This is a genomic window from Flavobacterium aerium (genome assembly GCF_030766725.1).
Lineage (GTDB): Bacteria > Bacteroidota > Bacteroidia > Flavobacteriales > Flavobacteriaceae > Flavobacterium > Flavobacterium aerium.
The window spans coordinates 127013-148727 of sequence record NZ_JARQWR010000006.1 but is presented as its reverse complement, the minus strand read 5'-3'; the positions used below and the strand labels follow the sequence as shown (position 1 = coordinate 148727).

21 protein-coding genes are annotated in these 21715 nt (G+C 33.6%); 11 read left to right on the top strand and 10 right to left on the bottom strand.

The window, feature by feature from the left end; all coding sequences use genetic code 11:
- Positions 1-14: 14 nt before the first annotated feature.
- Positions 15-692 (bottom strand): TrmH family RNA methyltransferase, encoded by a 678-nt coding sequence (locus P6733_RS09920; protein WP_306352707.1) that lies wholly within the window; start codon positions 690-692, stop codon positions 15-17.
- A 58-nt stretch (positions 693-750) separates the two neighbouring features.
- Here P6733_RS09920 and P6733_RS09915 point away from each other — a divergent pair, with 58 nt between their 5' ends.
- The 7 genes from P6733_RS09915 to P6733_RS09885 all read left to right on the top strand — a co-directional run bounded on the left by P6733_RS09915 (position 751) and on the right by P6733_RS09885 (position 8334).
- The gene (locus P6733_RS09915) at positions 751-1281 is read left to right on the top strand and encodes an RNA polymerase sigma factor (RefSeq protein WP_306352706.1); all 531 of its coding nucleotides are present in this window, start codon (positions 751-753) and stop codon (positions 1279-1281) included.
- Positions 1281-2066 (top strand): anti-sigma factor, encoded by a 786-nt coding sequence (locus P6733_RS09910; RefSeq protein WP_306352705.1) that lies wholly within the window; start codon positions 1281-1283, stop codon positions 2064-2066. The genes P6733_RS09915 and P6733_RS09910 overlap by 1 nt, the downstream gene beginning before the upstream one ends.
- Before the next feature lie 10 nt (positions 2067-2076).
- Positions 2077-2775, top strand: a complete 699-nt coding sequence (locus P6733_RS09905; RefSeq protein ID WP_306352704.1) for an SIR2 family NAD-dependent protein deacylase — start codon at positions 2077-2079, stop codon at positions 2773-2775.
- A 127-nt stretch (positions 2776-2902) separates the two neighbouring features.
- Positions 2903-4258 carry an acyl-CoA dehydrogenase family protein gene (locus P6733_RS09900; protein ID WP_306352703.1) on the top strand — a complete coding sequence of 452 codons (1356 nt, stop codon included), beginning with the start codon at positions 2903-2905 and terminating at the stop codon, positions 4256-4258.
- A 234-nt stretch (positions 4259-4492) separates the two neighbouring features.
- Complete coding sequence (purB, locus tag P6733_RS09895) at positions 4493-5839, top strand: adenylosuccinate lyase (RefSeq protein ID WP_306352702.1); 1347 nt, start codon at positions 4493-4495, stop codon at positions 5837-5839.
- A gap of 22 nt (positions 5840-5861) precedes the next feature.
- Positions 5862-6479, top strand: coding sequence for an NAD(P)H-dependent oxidoreductase (locus P6733_RS09890; RefSeq protein ID WP_306352701.1), 618 nt, complete (start codon positions 5862-5864; stop codon positions 6477-6479).
- A complete protein-coding gene (locus P6733_RS09885; protein WP_306352700.1) occupies positions 6469-8334 on the top strand; it encodes a monovalent cation:proton antiporter-2 (CPA2) family protein in 1866 nt (621 codons plus the stop codon). Before P6733_RS09890 ends, P6733_RS09885 begins: the two co-directional genes overlap by 11 nt.
- A 56-nt stretch (positions 8335-8390) precedes the next feature.
- Here P6733_RS09885 and guaB read toward each other — a convergent pair whose 3' ends face one another.
- The 3 genes from guaB to P6733_RS09870 all read right to left on the bottom strand — a co-directional run bounded on the left by guaB (position 8391) and on the right by P6733_RS09870 (position 11978).
- Positions 8391-9863 (bottom strand): IMP dehydrogenase, encoded by a 1473-nt coding sequence (gene guaB / locus P6733_RS09880; protein WP_306352699.1) that lies wholly within the window; start codon positions 9861-9863, stop codon positions 8391-8393.
- A gap of 138 nt (positions 9864-10001) precedes the next feature.
- Positions 10002-11042, bottom strand: coding sequence for an MBL fold metallo-hydrolase (locus P6733_RS09875; protein ID WP_306352698.1), 1041 nt, complete (start codon positions 11040-11042; stop codon positions 10002-10004).
- A gap of 72 nt (positions 11043-11114) precedes the next feature.
- Entirely contained in the window at positions 11115-11978 is an 864-nt protein-coding gene (locus P6733_RS09870) for a hydroxymethylglutaryl-CoA lyase (protein ID WP_306352697.1), read from the bottom strand.
- Between the two features lie 219 nt (positions 11979-12197).
- Here P6733_RS09870 and P6733_RS09865 point away from each other — a divergent pair, with 219 nt between their 5' ends.
- A complete protein-coding gene (locus P6733_RS09865) occupies positions 12198-12923 on the top strand; it encodes an AAA family ATPase (protein WP_306352696.1) in 726 nt (241 codons plus the stop codon).
- A 3-nt stretch (positions 12924-12926) separates the two neighbouring features.
- Here P6733_RS09865 and P6733_RS09860 read toward each other — a convergent pair whose 3' ends face one another.
- Entirely contained in the window at positions 12927-13946 is a 1020-nt protein-coding gene (locus P6733_RS09860) for a quinone-dependent dihydroorotate dehydrogenase (RefSeq protein ID WP_306352695.1), read from the bottom strand.
- A 276-nt stretch (positions 13947-14222) separates the two neighbouring features.
- Here P6733_RS09860 and P6733_RS09855 point away from each other — a divergent pair, with 276 nt between their 5' ends.
- On the top strand, positions 14223-14678 hold the full coding sequence (locus P6733_RS09855; protein ID WP_306352694.1) for a DUF1801 domain-containing protein: 456 nt from the start codon (positions 14223-14225) through the stop codon (positions 14676-14678).
- 57 nt (positions 14679-14735) lie between these two features.
- Here the strand turns inward: P6733_RS09855 and P6733_RS09850 are convergent, their stop codons facing one another.
- Complete coding sequence (locus P6733_RS09850; RefSeq protein WP_306352693.1) at positions 14736-15296, bottom strand: Crp/Fnr family transcriptional regulator; 561 nt, start codon at positions 15294-15296, stop codon at positions 14736-14738.
- A gap of 162 nt (positions 15297-15458) precedes the next feature.
- On the opposite strand from P6733_RS09850, the gene pepT reads away from it, so the two are divergent.
- Entirely contained in the window at positions 15459-16700 is a 1242-nt protein-coding gene (gene pepT, locus P6733_RS09845; protein WP_306352692.1) for a peptidase T, read from the top strand.
- A 111-nt stretch (positions 16701-16811) separates the two neighbouring features.
- Here pepT and yajC read toward each other — a convergent pair whose 3' ends face one another.
- From yajC to P6733_RS09825, 4 genes are all read right to left on the bottom strand, one after another.
- Positions 16812-17096: a preprotein translocase subunit YajC gene (gene yajC / locus P6733_RS09840; protein ID WP_306352691.1), complete on the bottom strand. Its 285-nt coding sequence runs from the start codon at positions 17094-17096 to the stop codon at positions 16812-16814.
- 8 nt (positions 17097-17104) lie between these two features.
- On the bottom strand, positions 17105-17581 hold the full coding sequence (locus tag P6733_RS09835; RefSeq protein WP_306352690.1) for a DUF1573 domain-containing protein: 477 nt from the start codon (positions 17579-17581) through the stop codon (positions 17105-17107).
- A 21-nt stretch (positions 17582-17602) separates the two neighbouring features.
- Positions 17603-18514: a transcription antitermination factor NusB gene (gene nusB / locus P6733_RS09830; protein ID WP_306352689.1), complete on the bottom strand. Its 912-nt coding sequence runs from the start codon at positions 18512-18514 to the stop codon at positions 17603-17605.
- A gap of 116 nt (positions 18515-18630) precedes the next feature.
- Positions 18631-19734, bottom strand: coding sequence for a Glu/Leu/Phe/Val family dehydrogenase (locus P6733_RS09825; protein WP_306352688.1), 1104 nt, complete (start codon positions 19732-19734; stop codon positions 18631-18633).
- Between the two features lie 202 nt (positions 19735-19936).
- Here P6733_RS09825 and P6733_RS09820 point away from each other — a divergent pair, with 202 nt between their 5' ends.
- A complete protein-coding gene (locus tag P6733_RS09820; protein WP_306352687.1) occupies positions 19937-21697 on the top strand; it encodes an ABC transporter ATP-binding protein in 1761 nt (586 codons plus the stop codon).
- Positions 21698-21715: the final 18 nt, after the last annotated feature.

Genomic DNA, 21715 nt, shown 5'->3' with positions numbered 1-21715 from the left:
CATTTATAGATATATTATTCCTGATTCAAGTTCTCAAGATAACGTTCTTCTATACGAACAATATCTTTTATGGACTTCTTAGCCCAGTCCAATCGTTTTTCAATCATCTCAGACTCGCTCAACTGCCAGTTCACTTCAGATTTTCGCAAACGACTCATTATATTTTGAAGTATAATTGCCGCAGATACCGATATATTTAAACTTTCTGTGAAACCATTCATTGGAATTTTCAAGAATCCATCTGCCCTTTTAATTACTTCTTCTGACAAACCCAAACGTTCTGTTCCAAAGAACAAAGCAGATGGTTTACTAATATCAAAATCATCCAATAAACAATCGTTTTCATGCGGTGTGGTCGCTATAATCTGATAGCCCTTATTTTTTAGAGCATCAATACAATCATCAATATGATTATATCGATTTACATCCACCCACTTTTGTGCCCCCATTGCAATTTCTTTATCGATTTTTTTACCATAAAGTTGTTCAATTACATGAAGATTCTGCACACCAAATACCTCACAACTGCGCATCACTGCACTCGTATTGTGCAATTGAAAAACATCTTCAATCGCTACTGTAAAATGATTAGTCCTTTGTTTTAATACATTAATAAATTTCTGACTTCGATTTTCTGTAATGAATTCCTCCAAATAACTGAGATAATCAAAATCGTTAACTATTTTACCCATTTTTCATTAAAATTATAATAAGATTTACTACATTAGTATACATTATCCCCCACCTCAAATGACACAAGAAGAATTACTTCCGCTAATCTACAAAAAAGACGATAAAGCCTTCACTGTTTTATACGATATGTATTCTAAAAGTCTTTATGGAATCATTTTTAATCTATTAAAAGACAAGGAAGAATCTGAAGATGTTTTACAAGAAGTATTTATTAAAATATGGAAAAATATAGAAAGCTACAATGAAAGCAAAGGACGATTCTTTACTTGGATTCTCAATGTAGCCCGCAATACTGCCATTGATAAATTACGTTCTAAAAGTTTTAACAATAGTCATAAAAACTTATCTACCGATAATTTCGTACATATACTTGACGATACCAATAAGATGACAAATAAGATTGACACTATTGGAATTCAAGCATTTGTAAAAAAACTAAAACCCAAATGCATCGAGTTAATCGAATTGCTTTTTTTTCAAGGTTATACCCAACAAGAAGCATCAGATGAACTTGAAATTCCTTTAGGAACCGTAAAAACTCAAAACAGAAGTTGCATTAATGAATTACGAAAATTTTTACAAGTATAATGGAAACTAACGAATACATCGAATCTGGAATTTTAGAACTTTATGTTTACGGCAAATTAACAGATGCTGAGAATAAAGAGATTGCATTAATGGCAGAGAAAAATCCAGAGATAAAACAAGAGATTGAATCTATAGAACGTGCGATGATGAATCTATCGTATAGCTTCTCTCCTCATATTTCTGCCGAAAATTATAACCGAATAAAAGCTCAGTTATTAGAGAAGAACACCAAAGTAATTGACTTACAACCTAAAACAAATTGGTCTCAATATTTAGGTTGGGCAGCAGCCATCATTCTTTTATTGGGTGTAGGATATCAATACTATCAATTAAATACAGCTACAAATCAAATTACAACTATAGAATCAGAAAAAGTACACCTACAAGAAAACGTTGTGGCTTTAGAAACAAAAAACCAACAAAAAGAATCGATTTTAGGAATCATTCGTGACAAGAATAATTCCGTAATACAATTAGAAGGCCAGCAAGTTGCCCCAGATGCTTTTGCAAAAGTATACTGGAATAAATCAACCCAAGTAGCCTATGTAGATGCTTCGCAATTACCTGAACCCCCAGCAGGAAAAGTGTATCAAGTATGGGCATTGAAATTAAATCCATTAACACCTACTAGCGTAGGGTTATTAAACAATTTCACTGCCGATAACGGACGTATGTTCACAGTAGATAAGGTAACCAGTGCAGAAGCATTTGGAATTACGCTAGAACCTGAGGGAGGGAGCCCCACTCCAACACTTGAACAATTATATACATTAGGAAAAGTATAAAAATGGTTTTATGAAAAAAAGTTTAGTTGTACTAACGGGCGCAGGAATAAGCGCAGAAAGTGGTATCAAAACTTTTAGAGATAGTGATGGCTTATGGGAAGGACATGATATCATGGAAGTAGCCTCGCCTGTAGGTTGGAAAAACGATCCTAAATTGGTACTCAATTTTTATAACAAAAGAAGACAGCAATTACTAACAGTCAAACCCAACAGAGCTCACGAAATATTAGTTGAACTGGAACAATTGTTTGATGTTACCATCATCACTCAAAATGTTGATGATTTACATGAACGTGCAGGCAGTACTAATATCCTACACTTACACGGGGAACTATTGAAATCCAGAAGCTCACTTGATGAGCATCTGGTCTATGAATGTAAAACAGATATTCACATCGGTGACTTATGCGAGAAAAAAAGTCAAATAAGGCCTCATATTGTTTGGTTTGGCGAAGCCGTACCTGCCATAGAAAAAGCAATTAAAATCACAAAGAAGGCTGATGTAATTTTAATCATAGGAACATCACTACAGGTTTACCCTGCTGCAAGTTTAATTGATTATGCTAAGACTTCAGCTGCGGTCTATTATGTGGATAACAATCCTTCACCAATTCTAAATCCTAAGAATGATATCACCATCATAACCGATGTTGCTACGGCTGGTTTAGAAATATTTCAGAACGAATTAATTCATTCTATTCACAAATAAAACAGACACATAAAACTACTTTTTTTGTAAAAGCATTGAACGATTGAAAATCATAACGTTATTATAAAATTAATAGTCCTCAAAAAATATTTTGTACTTTAGAACATCTTCTAAAAAACAAAACGTTATGAGTTTATTAAAATCCTTTTCAACACTAAAAAATATTGTCACACATCTTGATTTTGAAAAATTAAATGAGCTTTCACAAAAAGTAGATTTAAACAAGTTAATGGAATCTTTCTCTAAAATGAGCGATGCTGATTTAGCGAAGATGATGAAAATGATGGGATCGGGTAGTAAAAAACCAGAAATCCCTGAAATTAATGGTGATTTTTATGAACTAGGGACAACATTACCTCCTAACGAAAGAGAGATATTATTAAAAGTTAGAAAATTCATGCAAGAAGAAATTCAGCCTATTGCCAATGAATATTGGAATAAGGCTGAATTCCCGATGCATATTATCCCAAAAATGGCCGAATTAAACATTGCCGGACTTACTTATCAAGGTTATGGTTGTGCGGGTCATTCTGCTTTATTGGAAGGCTTTCTAGCCATGGAAATGGCACGAGTTGATAGTTCTATTTCTACCTTTTTTGGCGTACAAAGTGGCTTAGCAATGGGATCTATTTATCTCTGTGGCTCAGAAGAACAAAAACAAGAATGGCTTCCAAGAATGCAAAAAATGGAAATCATTGGTGCCTTTGGTCTCACTGAACCATTAGTGGGATCTGGTACTGCAGGTGGATTAACTACTACTTGTAAAAAAGAAGGAGATGAATGGGTATTAAACGGTCAGAAAAAATGGATTGGTAACTCTCCATTCTCTGATATTACAATTATATGGGCAAGAGATTTAGACGATAGTAAAGTAAAAGGTTTTATTGTCAAAAAGGAAAATCCTGGTTTTACTGTAGAGAAAATGAGGGATAAAATGGCTTTGCGTACGGTCCAAAATGGATTAATTACATTAACGAATTGTATTGTTCCTGAAACAGATAGGCTGCAGGAGGCTAACTCTTTTAGAGATACAGCAAAAGTACTCCGCATGACCAGAGCAGGTGTAGCATGGCAAGCTGTAGGATGTGCTAGAGGTGCTTATGAACTGGCCTTGAAATATACGGGAGAACGAGAACAATTCGGCCGTCCAATTGCAGGATTCCAATTGGTACAAGGATTATTGGTTTCTATGCTCGGCGATTTAACAGCCATGCAAGCCATGGTATACCGATTATCGGTTATGCAGGACAATGGTGATTTAGCCGACGAGCATGCCTCACTTGCCAAAGTATTTTGTACTTCCCGAATGCGGGACATTGTAGGTCATTCTCGCGAATTATTTGGCGGTAATGGAATCTTACTAGAGTATGATATCGCTCGATTTGTAGCCGATGCAGAGGCTATATATTCTTATGAAGGAACGAAAGAAGTAAATTCACTAATTGTAGGAAAAGCAATTACTGGGCATAGTGCTTTTGTATAAACAGTATATTATATACTAATACCACAACTAGAAATGCTATTATTGAGAAAGAGCTAATCTCAAGTTATCTGAGTATTGGCTCTTTTGTTTTTTTGTAAGAATACAGTTGACTTTAACCTCATTTAGGACTGAAAAATGGTTCAAATTTTATGAAAAATATCAAAACGCTACACTTTCATTCTTCGCTCAGATAGCTTATATTCGCATTATTATAAAAAACAACACTTACACACTATGTCACTAAACGAATTAAACGCTATTTCGCCCATTGATGGTCGCTACCGAAGTAAAACTGTTTCACTCGTTCCCTATTTTTCTGAACAAGCATTAATTAAATACAGAGTTCAAGTAGAAATTGAATATTTCATTGCACTTTGCGAAATTCCTTTACCACAATTAAAAGGTGTGGATCATTCTCTTTTTGATTCTTTACGAAACATATATATCAATTTTTCCGAAGCAGATGCTACTGCGATCAAAGAAACTGAAAAGACTACAAACCACGATGTGAAAGCAGTAGAATACTTTATTAAAGATGCTTTTGAAAAATTAGGATTATCAACTTATAGAGAATTCATCCATTTCGGATTAACTTCTCAAGACATTAACAACACGGCAATTCCACTTTCTACGAAAGAAGCGTTTGAAAACGTGTACATTAAATCGCTAATTGGTTTAATTGCTAAACTAAAAGAATTAAGCGTGGAGTGGGCAAATGTTCCAATGCTTGCAAGAACACATGGTCAACCTGCTTCTCCTACCCGTTTAGGAAAAGAAATTGGAGTATTCGTTGAACGATTAGAAGAGCAAATGCGTTTATTGTTCAATGTTCCTTTTGCTGCAAAATTTGGTGGTGCAACGGGTAACTACAATGCGCACCATGTAGCTTATCCTGCAATTGATTGGAAAGCTTTTGGTAATAATTTTGTAGAAGCTACTTTAGGATTACACCATTCTTACCCAACTACTCAAATTGAGCATTACGATCATTTTGCTGCATTTTTTGATGCTTTAAAACGTATCAATACTATTATTATCGATTTAGATCGTGATATCTGGACGTATGTATCAATGGAATATTTTAAACAAAAAATTAAAGCGGGAGAAATCGGTTCTTCTGCCATGCCACATAAAGTAAATCCTATTGATTTTGAAAACTCAGAAGGAAACTTAGGAATTGCTAATGCTATTTTTGAGCATTTATCTGCAAAATTACCATTGTCTAGATTACAACGTGATTTAACTGATAGTACTGTTTTAAGAAATATTGGTGTTCCATTAGGCCATACTTTAATTGGATTTGAAGCAACTTTGAAGGGATTGAATAAATTATTATTGAATGCTGATAAATTTGCAGAGGATTTAGAGAAAAACTGGGCTGTAGTAGCGGAGGCGATACAAACAATTCTAAGAAGAGAGGGTTATCCAAATCCATACGAAGCTTTGAAAGGTTTAACACGTACGAATGAAGCTATAGACAAAAAAGCTATTCATAATTTTATCGAAACATTAGTGGTATCTAATGATATCAAAAAAGAGCTGTTGCAGATTACGCCAAGCAACTATTTAGGAATAAACTAAATGAATCGTATAAAAACTTTAGATGCAAAAAAACCGAATTCTAATATTATTCGCACATCCGCTTTTTGAAAAATCAAATGCAAACAAAGCATTAGTAAATCATATACCCAATTCTGAGCATATTACATTTCATGATCTCTATGAGGAATATCCACAATTTGATATTGACATCAAAAGAGAACAGGAATTATTAGCGCAACATGACATTATTATCTGGCACCATCCCATTTATTGGTACAGTTGTCCCCCATTGCTCAAACAATGGATTGATATGGTGCTTGAACACAGTTGGGCTTATGGAAAAAAAGGAAATGCATTAAAGGACAAAATACTTTTTCAAGTTATTACAACCGGTGGTCCGCGTGAAAATTATTGTAGAGAAGGAAAAGATCGTTTTTCTATTCCTGAACTACTAGAACCTTTCAATCAAACGGCACAGGTATGTAAAATGAATTACTTACCTCCTTTTGTCGTCCATGGCACTCATGAAATGGACGACAAGGGTTATAAGGAAAATGGTCTTCTATATCAGCAGCTATTAACTTTCCTTATCGATACTGCACCAAGTACAGAAATTCATGACCATTATTATTTAAACGATTGGTTTTCCACACTAAAAACAGATACCAATGGACAATAACTTTCTCTATCAGGCTATAATCTATTTAGTTTCGGCTGTCATTTGCGTTCCGATTGCTAAAAAATTAGGGATGAGTTCTATCCTAGGCTATCTTTTTGCAGGTATCATCATTGGTCCTTTTCTACTCGGTTTCATTGGAGAAGAAGGGGAAGATATTATGCATTTTGCAGAGTTTGGCGTCGTCATGATGTTATTTCTTATTGGTTTGGAATTAGATCCTTATAAGTTTTGGAAAATGAGGCGTTTCATTTTAGGAATGGGTTCACTCCAAATTGTAGGAACTACTTTCATTGTATTTTTTGCCTGTTATTACACCTTTAATTGGTCTTGGCAAACCACAATAACTGTTGCATTAACATTATCGCTATCCTCTACCGCAATTGTACTGCAAACACTAAAAGAAAAACAATTATCGCAAACTACAATGGGAAGAGCTTCTTTTGCTGTACTCCTATTTCAAGATATTGCCGTAATTCCTATTTTAGCTTTTTTACCTTTAATTGCAGTAGCGAATAAAGACATAGAAAACATCCAAAAATCATTAATCTCCGATTTTCCTGGGGGAATTCAAACCTTAATAGTTGTAGGCACAATAGCCATCGTTTATTTTGCCGGTAGATATCTTATTGTTCCCTTATTACGTTTTGTAGCCAAAACGAGATTACAAGAGCTCTTTACAGCTTCTGCCCTATTAGTAGTGGTCAGTGTTTCCTATATCATGGGATTAGTTGGACTCAGCCCTGCCTTGGGTGCTTTTATGGCGGGTGTCGTTTTAGCAAATAGTGAATTCCGACATGAGCTGGAAGGTGATATTGCTCCTTTCAAGGGGTTGTTATTAGGGTTATTCTTTATTGGTGTTGGTGCTTCGATCAACTTCCGATTGGTAATTGACAATCCGAGCTTTATCCTTCTTTTTGTTCTAGCCTTAACACTGGTTAAATTTGGTGTTCTATTTATTGTTGGTAAAGTTTATAAAATAAGAAATGAGCAAAATTTTCTATTTGCTTTTGGATTAAGTCAGGCAGGAGAATTTGGTTTTGTAATTCTAAGTTTTTCTACTCAATTGGACCTTTTACCCAAAATACTAGCCAATCAAATGATGGCCATCATAGCCATCAGTATGTTACTTACTCCTTTCTTAATGTTAATTAATGAAAAATGGATTATCCCTCGTTATGTAGAGAAGGAAAAAGAGAAAGACGATGATTATATCGATGAACAAAATGAAGTTGTGATTGCTGGTTTTGGTCATTTCGGAAGTACGGTAGGACGTTTACTTAAAGCCAACGGCATTAAAGCTACAATCTTAGATCATGATGCAGAACGTGTCGAATTGCTTCGTAAAATGGGTTTCAAGGTATATTATGGTGATGCTACACGATTAGAATTATTAAAAGCTGCGGGAGCTGATTCGGCTAAACTTTTTATTGCTGCTATAGACAATCCATCGGTGAACCTTACTGTCATCGAAACTTTAAAGAAACACTTTCCAACTTTAAAAATATTGACCCGTGCCCGTAACCGAATCGATGCCTATGAATTGATTGACCAAGGAGTAGATCATATTTATAGAGAAACACTTTATTCTGCAGTAAATATGGGTGTTGATGCTCTTGTAGAATTAGGGCACCGAAAATATTCTGCTACTCGACAGGGACAGCAATTTATCAAATATGATGAAGCTACTATCCGCCGATTAGCCAAAAAACGTCATGATAAAATGGCGTATATGGTTAGTACTCTAGAAGAAATGGAAATACAGGAACAACTTCTAAAAAGTGATTTACTGGGGCAAATAAGTGCCACAGATCACTCTTGGGATAGTCAACTTCTAAAAAGAAATATCGATGAGTAAAAAAAATCCCTTCTGAAAGTATCAGAAGGGATTTTTTTTTACTATATCTTAAAATATTATCTAGAATAGTTTGGTGCTTCTTTGGTAATGGTCACATTGTGTGGGTGACTTTCGTTAATACCACTTGCTGTGATTCTAACAAAACGTCCTGTCGCTTGTAATGTTGGTACATCTTTAGCACCACAATATCCCATTCCTGCTCTTAAACCACCTATGAATTGTAACATACTTTCATTTAATTCTCCTTTGTATGGTACACGTCCTACAATTCCTTCTGGAACTAATTTCTTCACATCATCTTCTACATCCTGGAAATAACGATCTTTTGAACCTTCTTTCATCGCTTCAACAGATCCCATTCCTCTATATGATTTGAATTTTCTACCTTCAAAAATAATTGTTTCTCCTGGAGATTCTTTAGTTCCTGCTAAAAGTGATCCTAACATTACACAATCTGCTCCTGCTGCAATTGCTTTTGGGATATCTCCTGTATAACGTATTCCACCATCTGCAATCACCGGAACTCCAGTTCCTTTAATTGCTGCTGCAACTTCTAATACTGCTGAAAATTGAGGAAAACCTACACCTGCCACAATACGTGTTGTACAAATTGATCCTGGCCCAATACCTACTTTTACAGCATCTGCACCGTGTTCTACTAAATACAAAGCAGCTTCTGGAGTAGCAATATTACCTACTACTACATCTACCGTTGGGAATTTACTTTTTACTTCTTTTAATACATCTACAACACCTTGTGTATGTCCATGAGCAGTATCAATGATTAAAGCATCAACGCCTGCATTTACTAATGCTTCTGCTCTATTTACTGCATCACCTGTTACACCAATAGCTGCTGCTACTCTCAAGCGGCCAAATACATCTTTATTTGCAATTGGTTTTTGAGTTAATTTAGTAATATCTCTAAAAGTAATTAATCCAACTAATTTATTTTCTGAATTAACTACTGGTAATTTTTCGATTTTATGTCCTTGAAGAATCACTTCAGCTTCTTCTAATGAAGTACCTTCTGCAACAGTAACCAAGTTAGCACTGGTCATTACTTCAATAATAGGTCGTCCATTATTTTTCTCAAAACGCAAATCACGATTTGTAACAATACCTTTTAATGTTTTATTTTCATCTACAATCGGAATACCTCCAATTCCAAATTCTTTCATCGATTGTTTTGCATCTGCAACAGTTGCTGTCAATGGTAAAGTAACCGGATCAATGATCATTCCTGATTCTGCTCTTTTTACTTTACGAACCTCTGCAGCTTGCTGCTCGATGGTCATATTTTTATGTAGAACACCAATTCCACCTTCTTGAGCCATAGCAATAGCCATAGCGCTTTCAGTTACAGTATCCATTGCAGCGGCTACTATAGGAACATTAAGTGTAATATTTCTTGAAAATTTTGATTGAATGCTAACTTCTCGTGGTAAAACTTCTGAATAGTTAGGTACTAAAAGTACATCGTCGTAAGTTAATCCTTCACCGACAATTTTTGAGCTGTGTGCTTTCATGTTGCAATTTGTAGTTAAATTGCATGCAAATATAAGCAAATTAGATTAGAATATATAATTAGATCACTAGTTATTTAACGTTAATATTTTTATAATTTTAAAAAGAGCTTATTTTTAACTATCCTTAAAAACAACTTCTTATTTCACCGTATCCCACCAATGCGGAAATGAATCGGTTTGTTCTAACGAAAATTGCTCTCCAATCATGGGAGTTAAAATAGTAATCTTTTTAGATTCGTTATCCTTTAATAAATCAGTCACTGGTTCATTCCAATCGTGTAAGGCCAATTTGAATTTACTCCAATGTACTGGAAGAATTTTTGTGGTCTGTAAATCTTCCGCCACTTGTATTATTTCATCTGGTAGTGTATGAATATTTCTCCAAGAAACATTGTACTGCCCACATTCTAGAATAGCCAAATCAAAAGGTCCGTATTGATTTCCTATTGCTTTGAAATGTGTTCCAAATCCTGAATCTCCTCCTAAAAACAAATTATAGTCTTCATTCTTTACTATAAAGGAAGACCATAAAGTTTGGTTCCTTTTAATTCCCCTTCCTGAGAAATGTCGGGCTGGTGTAGCTGTTATTTGGGTTGTTGCATTAATCGTATAGGAATCATGCCAGTCCAATTCAATAATTTTTTCCGACGGATACCCCCAATATTCTAAGTGTGATCCTACCCCCAGACTTGTAATTACTAATTTTACTTTTGACTGTAATGCAGTTACGGTTTTATAATCCAAATGATCATAATGATCGTGTGTAATAATCAATACATCAATTTCTGGTAAATCGACAACACTATATTCGTTACTTCCAGGATAGTTTTTTACTAAAAAAGAAAAAGGGGATGCATTTCCTGAGAATACAGGATCTACTAATATTGTAAGAGTATCTAATTGTAATAAATAGGAAGAATGTCCAAACCAAACTATAGAATTTGACTCTATATCTGTTTTTAAATCTGTTTTCACAAAAGGCAAAACATCTTTTGGCACTGGGTGTTTCGCTGTAGGTGATATATAGGCTTTTAGTAATGCGCCATACGTATAGCCTTCTGTTAAAGTGGGTGTAAATTCTAAATTTTGGAAAGCTCCGTCTTTGTAATTTACTGAGGCTTTAATTTTTTCTAATCTTTCTCCCGAAGGTTTTTTCCCAAACTGTGGATATAATTTCATAAATCTAAAGGTCTTATGATTAATATAATTTATGATTACAGAATGGGGCGTTCCATAAAAGTATTTGAAAAATTAATGGTATACTCCAAATAATTTTGTCGCCTCGTTATAGGAAGATTCAAAACTCATTGGACTTGTTCCTGTATCTTCTTTTACCGTTGTAAAATAGGATAACATTTTTTCCGTAGGCATATTTCCTGTTAAGTCATCTTTTGCCATAGGGCATCCACCAAAACCTTGAATTGCTCCATCAAATCTGCGGCATCCTGCTTTATAGGCTGAATCTACTTTTTCAAACCATTTATCGGGTGTCGTATGCAAATGGGCTCCAAATTCAATTTCCGGATATTTCGGAATTAAATTCGAAAATAGATATTCAATAACATCGGGTGTCGAACTACCTACAGTATCTGATAATGACAGTATTTTAACTCCCATATTGGATAATTTTTCAGTCCAATCTCCCACAATTTCTACATTCCATGGATCTCCATATGGATTACCAAATCCCATTGATAAATAGGCAACTACTTCTTTATTGCTTTTATCTGCAATTTCTAGAATTTCCTGCAACGTTACCAGAGATTCTGCAATCGTTTTATGCGTATTACGCATCTGGAAATTTTCTGAAATTGAAAATGGATATCCTAAATATTGAATGGGTGCATGTTCTGAAGCAAGCTCTGCTCCACGCGTATTTGCTATAATCGCCAGTAACTTACTCTTTGTATCGGATAAGTCTAATTGCGCTAACACTTCTGCCGTATCAACCATTTGTGGAATGGCTTTTGGCGATACAAAACTACCAAAATCTAAGGTATCAAAACCTACACGCAGAAGCGATTGTATGTATTGTACTTTCTTTTCCGTAGGAATAAACATCTTGATACCTTGCATGGCATCTCGAGGGCATTCTATAATTTTTACTGGTTCCATAGAACTTCAAAGATAAGAAAGAATTGGATTTTACGAAATCGTTTTCTTTTAAAAATATACTAAAATTCTGTATTTTTTTAACGAAATAACTTCAATCATCTAATGTTTCATTTTTATTCTGAAATATTATTTGATTTTCAATCCTTTACTACTTGATACACTCCAAATTATCATGGTATAGTTTTTGAATTTAACTATCCAAATTTATAATGAACCTACATGCAGTATATTAATAGTATTAAAATTAATTCTACAATTATTGAAGATCAAACTTATGTTTCAAAACTACCTATTGTAAAGAATCTTCTTGAAATTAAAGAACTAAAGTTGGATGAAAATATTACTTTTTTTGTGGGAGAAAATGGTAGTGGGAAGTCAACAATTTTGGAAGCTATAGCACTTATCTGTGGATTAAATGCCGAAGGAGGTTCCAAAGATTTTAATTTTGCTACTCAAGTTACAAACTCTGAGCTTTATAAATACATGACGCCTATTCGGTCGACTAACCGAGAAAAGGATCATTTTTTTCTAAGAGCAGAAAGTTTTTACAATGTCGCTTCAGAAATTGATCGTTTGCATTCTCAGCAATATTATGGTGGAAAATCATTGCATGATCAATCTCATGGGGAAAGTTTTCTGGCATTAATACAAAATCGATTTCGAGGGGAAGGTCTCTATATTCTAGATGAACCCGAAGCAGCACTATCTCCTACCCGACAGTTGACACTTTTGTGTGAAATGAATCGTCTGATTAAAAACAAATCCCAATTCATCATTGCCACACATTCTCCCATTCTTCTAGCATTCCCTAAGGCTACTATTTATGAGGTTTCTGGAAGTAGTATTACAGAGGTTTCTTATAAAGACTGCGAACCTTACAAAGTCACTAAATCGTTTCTGGATGATCCCGATCGTATGTTACATTATCTACTACAGGAAGGGTAATCATTAAATGTTTTTTAAAATCTTCTTATTGATTTCTTTCACCAATGCTGGCCCTTCATAGATAAACCCTGTATACAATTGAATCAAGCTTGCTCCTGCCTCTAGTTTTTCAATAGCATCTTCCGCAGTATGTATTCCTCCTACTCCTACAATTGGAAATGCTTTATTACTTTTTTCAGATAGAAATCGAATGACTTCAGTGGATCTTTTTGTTAAAGGTTTTCCGCTTAGTCCACCCATTTCTTCTTTATTTTCAGATTGTAATCCTTCTCTTGAAATAGTGGTATTGGTTGCAATTACTCCTGCGATTTGCGTTGATTTGATAATATCAATAATATCTAATAATTGTTCATCTGTCAAATCGGGTGCAATTTTTAATAAGATGGGCTTTGCTTTTGGTTTGGTTAGGTTTTTATCCTGAAGTGTTTGCAATAATTGCGTTAAAGGTTCTTTATCTTGTAGTGCTCTTAAATTGGGTGTGTTCGGAGAACTCACATTCACCACAAAATAATCTACATAATCATACAAAGCATCAAAACAAATTTCATAATCTAATACCGCATCTTCATTCGGGGTTAGTTTATTCTTTCCAATATTCCCTCCGATTAAAACACCTTTGTTTTTCTTCAACCTTTCTACCGCTTCTACTACTCCTCCATTATTAAATCCCATTCTATTTATAATAGCACTATCAGCTTTCAAACGAAATAGTCTTTTCTTGGGATTTCCTTCTTGTCCTTTTGGTGTTAGAGTACCTATTTCAATAAAACCAAATCCAAGATTTGATAATTCCTGATATAGTTTCGCATCTTTATCAAATCCAGCAGCGATCCCAACAGGATTTTTAAATTTCAAACCAAAAACCTCGCGCTCTAATCGGGCATCTTTCACCTCATACATTCCTCTAAAAATAGAAGAAACACCTGGTATTTTATTCAAAAAGCGAATTAGAGAGAATGTAAAATAGTGTACTTTTTCTGGATCAAAACAGAAAAAAATTGGACGAACAATCAGTTTGTACATATGGATAGTGTGTTGTTTCGGCAAAAATAAAGAATTTACTATTGAAATTGAAATAATCTGATTTTTATAATGATTTTATAAGTAGCACTATTATTTCAAGAATAAGTTCTCCATATCTGATTTACGTTATAGAAAATAGCAGGTTAGATTATTTCACAATGACTTCAATATCATAAAATTTCATCGAATCGTAAATACATCGAATCATTTAATTAAATTTGAGACCCTTTAATAAGGAATTAACAAAAAATACACTCTTATTTTTAATTAATAATAATGCGATCAACAGCTACCCAACCCCAAGATTACATTGACGAACTTCCAGAGGATCGAAAAAATGCGATGCAGAAACTCCGAAAAACAATATTAGAGAACCTACCAAAAGGTTATTCTGAAACGATGGGCTACGGAATGTTGAGCTATGTTGTACCACATTCATTGTATCCAGAAGGATACCATTGTGATCCTAAAACGCCACTTCCCTTCATTAGTATTGCGTCTCAAAAAAACTTTATTGCGCTGTATCATATGGGTATTTATTCTGATCCAAAATTATTAGAGTGGTTTACCATTGAATATGCTAAACACTCTAAATCTAAATTGGATATGGGAAAAAGTTGTATTCGATTTAAAAAAATTGACCAAATACCTCATGAATTAATTGCTGAATTAGTATCAAAAATCACCCCTGAAGATTGGATTGATACTTACACTAATGTCATAAAACGCTAACATCAAAATTCATCTGACCACTTGAACAAAAAATCAACTGTTTTTCTTTTAATGATATTATATTATAGATTTTCTAATACGACTTAGATGTCTTGGTGTAACTCCTAAAAAGGATGCCAGATATTGTAGTGGAATAAATTGAATATATTTTGTATGGAGCTTAAAAAGCTCTTCATAGCGTTCTTTTCCTGAGAATTTCTGAAATAAAGCTATTCTTTTTTCTAAAGCTACATATTGTATTTCAGAAAGTGTTCTACCTAATTTTTGCCACTCAATACTATTTTCATAAAATTTCTCAAGATCATCTCGATGTAAAACTTGTAATTCTGTATCAAAAATCGCCTGAATATTCTCATTGGTAGGATTTTGTGTTACAAAACTTGAGAATGCTGCCATGAGTTCATTTTCAAAAGTAATGCAATTTGTAATTTCATCCCCATCGTTATTGCGATAAAAAGAACGTAATGCTCCCGATTTTATAAACACAATTTCATTGCAAATTTGATTCTCTTCAATGAGATATTCTCCTTTTTTGAGAATTTTATGCGTCAACACTCCATCCAGTCGATCCAATTCTTTCTCGGATAGTAAGGCTAAGGAGCTGAATAATGTTTTCATTTATGAATCTTTAAAAAGTAGGTGATTAAATTATTTTTCAAAAATAAAGAAATACATCCTATTACCTTGTCAATTATAGTGAAATTGAGTTCAAAAACTTGCATAATATAAAAGAGATTAATTTTTCAAATTTGTACATTTGTGGAAATTAAAAATTAAACTATGCAACACATTATAGATCGCTTTATAAGCTATGTTACTGTTGATACAGAATCTGATCCAAACTCGAATACCACACCAAGTACTGCAAAACAATGGGATTTAGCCAATCAATTGGTTGAAGAACTAAAAGCAATTGGAATGCAGGAAGTTACTATTGACGAGAATGCCTATATTATGGCTACACTACCAAGTAATGTAGACCATGATGTTCCCACAATTGGTTTCATTTCACATTTTGATACTACTCCAGATTTTACTGGAGCTAATATAAAACCTCAAATTATCAAGAATTATGATGGTGGAGATATTGTATTGAATAAAGAACAAAATATTATTTTATCTTCAAGCTATTTCAAAGATTTACTTCAATATAAAGGACAAACACTCATCACTACCGATGGTACTACTTTATTAGGAGCGGATGACAAAGCAGGTATCACAGAAATTGTTACTGCAATGGAGCATCTTATCCAAAATCCAGAAATAAAACACGGAAGAATCAGAGTAGGTTTTACTCCTGATGAGGAAATTGGACGTGGAGCACATAAATTTGACGTTGAGAAATTCGGTGCTGATTGGGCTTATACTATGGATGGTAGCCAGATAGGTGAATTAGAATATGAGAATTTTAATGCTGCTGGTGCAAAAATCACTATCCAAGGTAAAAGTGTACACCCTGGTTATGCTAAAGGAAAAATGATCAATTCAATTTTGATTGCAAATAAATTCATCAAGAATTTACCTGCTGAAGAAGTTCCTGAATTAACTAAAGGATATGAAGGTTTCTTCCACGTAAACCATATTAAAGGTGGTATTGAGGAGACTGTTATTGAATTAATCATTCGTGACCATAACCTTAAAAGATTTGAAAAACGTAAAGAGCTTATTGGTAAAATAACGAAGAAGCTTAATAAAAAATACGCAAGACAATTTGGTTCTGATATCGTAACAGCTGAAATTCATGATCAGTATTACAATATGAAAGAAAAAGTTGAACCTGTAATGCATATTGTTGATACTGCTGAACAAGCAATGAAAGAATTAGGTATTACACCAATCATCAAACCGATTCGTGGTGGTACCGATGGATGTCAATTATCATACAAAGGCTTACCTTGTCCAAATATCTTTGCTGGTGGACATAATTTCCATGGGAAATACGAATATGTTCCTGTAGAGAGCATGGAAAAAGCAACACAGGTAATTGTGAAAATTGCAGAATTAACTGCTCTTAAAAAATAATTCAAATTAAGTTCAAGCGCATTACAATGATAAATGTGCTTGAATTATTTACATACAAAAAAGGCTGTCTAGAATTAGACAGCCTTTTTTTATACTTACAACATTATTTTCTTATTTCTTAACCACTGGTGCATTCAACTTACTGCTCATTTCCATAGAAACTGCAGAACGCTCAATTTTTAATTTTCCAGCCATTGTTTCAATCACTAATGTTTGGTCAGCCATTTCAGCAACTTTACCGTGTAAACCACTTTTTGTGATGATTTTATCACCAACTTTTAATTCATTTTCAAATTGCTTTTCTAATTTTTGTCTTTTTTGTTGTGGTCTAATCATAAAGAAATAAACAACGACAAACATCAATAAGAATGGGGCGAACTGTGTAATTTGTTCCATAGTAATTTTTAGTTAGTAGCTGTTGCTCCTCCAGCTTTTGGAGTTACACTAGCTTTAATATTAATTTGCTCACTACCTTTGGCAGTATTTGTTGTTAAAGTAACTGTTTTTTGTTGTTGTCCTGGTTTACCATGAGAATCAAAAGATACTTTAATCTCTCCTGTTTGCCCTGGAGCAACTGGTTCTTTTGGAAATTCAGGAACCGTACATCCACAACTACCTTTTGCATCAATAATTAAAAGATTTGCTTCACCTTCGTTTTTGAATTTAAACACTGTTTCAACTTTATCACCTTCATTAATTGTTCCGAAATCATGTGTTTCTTCTTCAAACTTAATTGTAGGTAATTTGCCTGCTTGCTCTCCAGTTGCTTGAGAAACTTTTAAGTTCTCTTCATTAACTTTAGCTGCTGCATCTTCTTTTTTACAAGAAACAGTTAACATCAGGGTTGCAACTGTTGCTAAACAAAAAATCTTTTTAATCATAACTTTTAAATATTAGATGTTTTACATTAAACCTCTGCCGGTTTTGTTCAATTTATTGTCATTTTGATATTCTTTAATAAGATTATCTAAAATTCCGTTGATAAAAATACTACTTTTTGGAGTAGAATATTCTTTTGCAATTTCTAAATATTCGTTAATTGTCACTTTTACTGGAATTGAAGGAAACTTTAAAAACTCACAGATTGCCATTTTTAAAATAATAGTATCAATTTCAGCAATTCTTTCTGCATCCCAGTTTGGTGTTTTATCAATAAATTCTCTTGATAATTCAGTTGCATTCAAAATTGTTTTTCTAAACAGATTGCGTACAAATTCTTTATCTTCTGAATCTTTGTATAATCTAGATACTAAGAATGAATTATCGTCAGACTGTTTGATTTGTTTTAATTGCTTAACAATAGCCGTATTTACTAAAGGAATATCATCAATCCAAGTTAGCTTATGATCTTCTAAATACTCGTATAATTTTTCATTAGGAGCAATCACTTCTGTAAAAAGATCGACAATAAATTGTTTGTCTTCTTTGAAGTCATTAACACGAGTAGTCATATACTTTTCATAAATGCTGCTTTTCTTAACCTCATTTAATAGTATAATGATGTAATCATCGTTTAATTTCCAATTATCGATTTTCTTATCCGCCAAGGCAATGCTTATCGCATTATTTTCCGCCAAAATTTGAAGCACTTCGTTATTAACGAATTTCTTATTTGGGTTACGTTCCTCTTTGGTTACAAGATGTTTTTTACTGGATTTTTCTAGAAAATCTTCTTCAAGAGTTCTTATCTCTATCAAAGAAGAAAGCATGATAAGGTATAAATCTTGAATATTTTCAATACTTTGAAATAGGAACTTCTCCTCTTTTTCAAGATTATCTGAACTATTTTGATACATCGCATAAATCGATTGCATCACTTTAACACGTATATGTCTTCTATTTAACACTGCTGTAAGAACATTTAAAATTAGTGAAGCGAAAGGTATCTTTCGCTCCACAAAAATAAGAATAATATTGAAATGCTAAGAAATTATTTAGCGTTTTCTTTTTTTCTTGTGTCAATACGGTTTTGCGCCATTGACATTGCTGCTTGTTGTGTAGTAATTTTATTCACATCTGCAAAGTTGAAAATCTCCAATGTAGTGTTATAAATATTCTCTGTTCTTCTCATTGCTTCTGCTTTATCATATCCTACGATTTCTGCATAAACATTGATAATTCCACCTGCATTGATCAAGAAATCAGGAGCATAAAGAATACCTCTATCTTTCAAGATTTGACCATGAACAGCATCATTTGCCAATTGATTATTTGCAGCACCTGCAATAACTTTAGCTTTAATTTTATTTACAGTATCATCATTAAGAGTTGCTCCTAATGCACATGGAGAATAAATATCCACATCTGCACTATAAATATCATCACCAGTAAAGATTTTAGCACCGTATTTTGCTTCAACTTCTTTTAATTTTCCTTCGTTGATATCTGTAATCTGTACAATTGCTCCTTCTTTTGTTAAATACTCTACTAGAGTTTCTCCAACGTGTCCAATTCCTTGTACAAGAACTTTTTTACCATCAAGGACATCAGTACCAAACTGATATTTTGCAGCAGCTTTCAATCCCATGAAAACACCGTAAGCCGTTACAGGAGAAGGGTTACCAGAACCACCTCTAGACTCAGAAATACCTGTCACGTGAGGAGTAACATCTCTGATCAAATCCATATCTTGCGTTGTTGTTCCTACATCTTCCGCTGTAATATATTTACCACTTAATGAATTGATATATTCACCAAATTTAGTAATCATTTCTGGTGTTTTATCAATTTTTGAGTCTCCAATAATAACTGCTTTTCCTCCTCCAAGGTTCAAACCTGTAATTGCAGACTTGTATGTCATCCCGCGAGAAAGTCTTAAAACGTCATTCAACGCTTCCCACTCATTCGCATATTTCCACATTCTTGTACCTCCTAATGCAGGTCCTAAAACTGTGTTATGAATACCAATTATTGCTTTTAAACCAGTATCTTTGTCTTGACAAAATACGATTTGCTCATGGTCATTGAATGAAGGCTGCCCAAAGACTGGGTCGATCTTATGCAGGTCCTTCGCAGTTGTAATTTCTGTTATCATGTTGAAATATTTTGATTATATTATTATCACTTTTTCAAAAAGGTTATACAAATTTATGATTAAATTCAAAACATTGCAATATATTTCAAATATATTAGTAATACAATAATAAAATTAAGCTATTAATGATTTTAATTTAATTACACAAAACCTCCTATTTTAACAAAAAACAACAATTATTTAACACACATTATACAAAACAATGAAAGAACTTCAGTATTTAAACAAATATTTTATAAAATATAAATATCGTTTCCTTATTGGTATAATCATTACAATTGTAGCTCAATTCTTCTCTTTAGTAACTCCGCAATTAGTTGGCGACTCTATTAGAGCAATTGAAACTTTCGCTAAAGACCCTAGTATCAGCACTTCTGTAATTAAAGCACACTTATTAAAGAATATTCTCATAATTATTATCACTACTATTATTGCTGGCTTGCTAACGTTCATAATGCGACAAACCTTGATTGTAATGTCCCGTCATGTAGAATTTGATTTAAAAAATGAGGTATTCCGTCAATATGAAAACTTATCTCAGAATTTCTATAAGAGAAACCGAACTGGAGATTTAATGAACCGCATTAGTGAAGATGTTGGAAAAGTTAGAATGTATGTTGGCCCAGCTGTAATGTACTCTTTAAATACCGTAATTCGTTTTATTGTCGTAATCGTCTATATGTATAATGTTTCACCAAAACTTACTCTATATACACTATTACCACTACCACTTCTCTCTTATATTATATTCAAATTAAGCACAGAGATTAATAATCGCAGTACAGTATACCAACAAAACTTATCGCAGCTTTCTACTTTTTCGCAAGAAATGTTCTCTGGAATCCGAGTAATTAAAGCCTACAGCATAGAGAAACAAAAACAAAATGACTTCCTTGAGCTGTCAGAAGAAAGTAAAGTAAAAAACATGGAACTTGCCAAAGTAAATGCTTTATTTGGCCCATTGATGTTACTTCTTATTGGCTTAAGTAACCTTGTAGTAATATATGTTGGTGGTATGATGTACATTAATGGTTCTATTTCCAATATTGGTATTATTGCTCAGTTCATATTGTATGTAAACATGTTAACTTGGCCTGTCGCTTCTCTTGGATGGGTGTCGTCAATGGTACAAGAAGCTGAAGCTTCCCAAAAACGTATCAACGAATTCCTGAAAATAGAGCCTGAAATCAAAACAAAAACAAACGAACCTATAACAATAGAAGGACGTATTGCTTTCAACGATGTTTCCTTCACGTATGAAGATACTCAAATTGAAGCTTTAAAGAATGTTTCTTTCACAATTCAAAAAGGAGAAACATTGGCCATTTTAGGGAAAACTGGATCTGGTAAATCTACCATCTTATCACTAATTAGCCGACTGTATGAAGTAAATAAAGGAGAGATTAGTATAGACGACCAGGAAATAAGCAACTTAAACCTACATGATTTAAGAAACAGCATTGGAGTTGTACCGCAAGATGCTTTTCTTTTCTCTGACACCATCAAAAACAACATCAAATTCGGAAAAGAAGATGCTACTGATACTGAAGTAATTGAAGCTGCAAAAATTGCAGTTGTACACGATAATATCGTTAACTTTAACCTTCAATACGAAACCATATTAGGAGAACGAGGAATTACACTTTCTGGAGGACAAAAACAACGCGTTTCAATTGCTCGAGCAGTAATTAAAAATCCAGCGATATTATTACTGGATGATTCCTTATCTGCTGTCGATACTGAGACGGAGGAAATGATCTTAAACAACTTATTACAATTTTGTAGAGACAAGACTACAATTATCGTAAGTCACCGAGTTTCTGCAGCTAGAAATGCTGATAAAATCATTATTCTAGAGGACGGAAAAATTATCCAACAAGGTTCTCATAATCAATTAGTAAACCAAGAGGGGTATTATAAAGAACTATTTTTGAAACAACTTTCTGAAAAAGAATTAACCTAAATGTTGCTTTGTTCCATT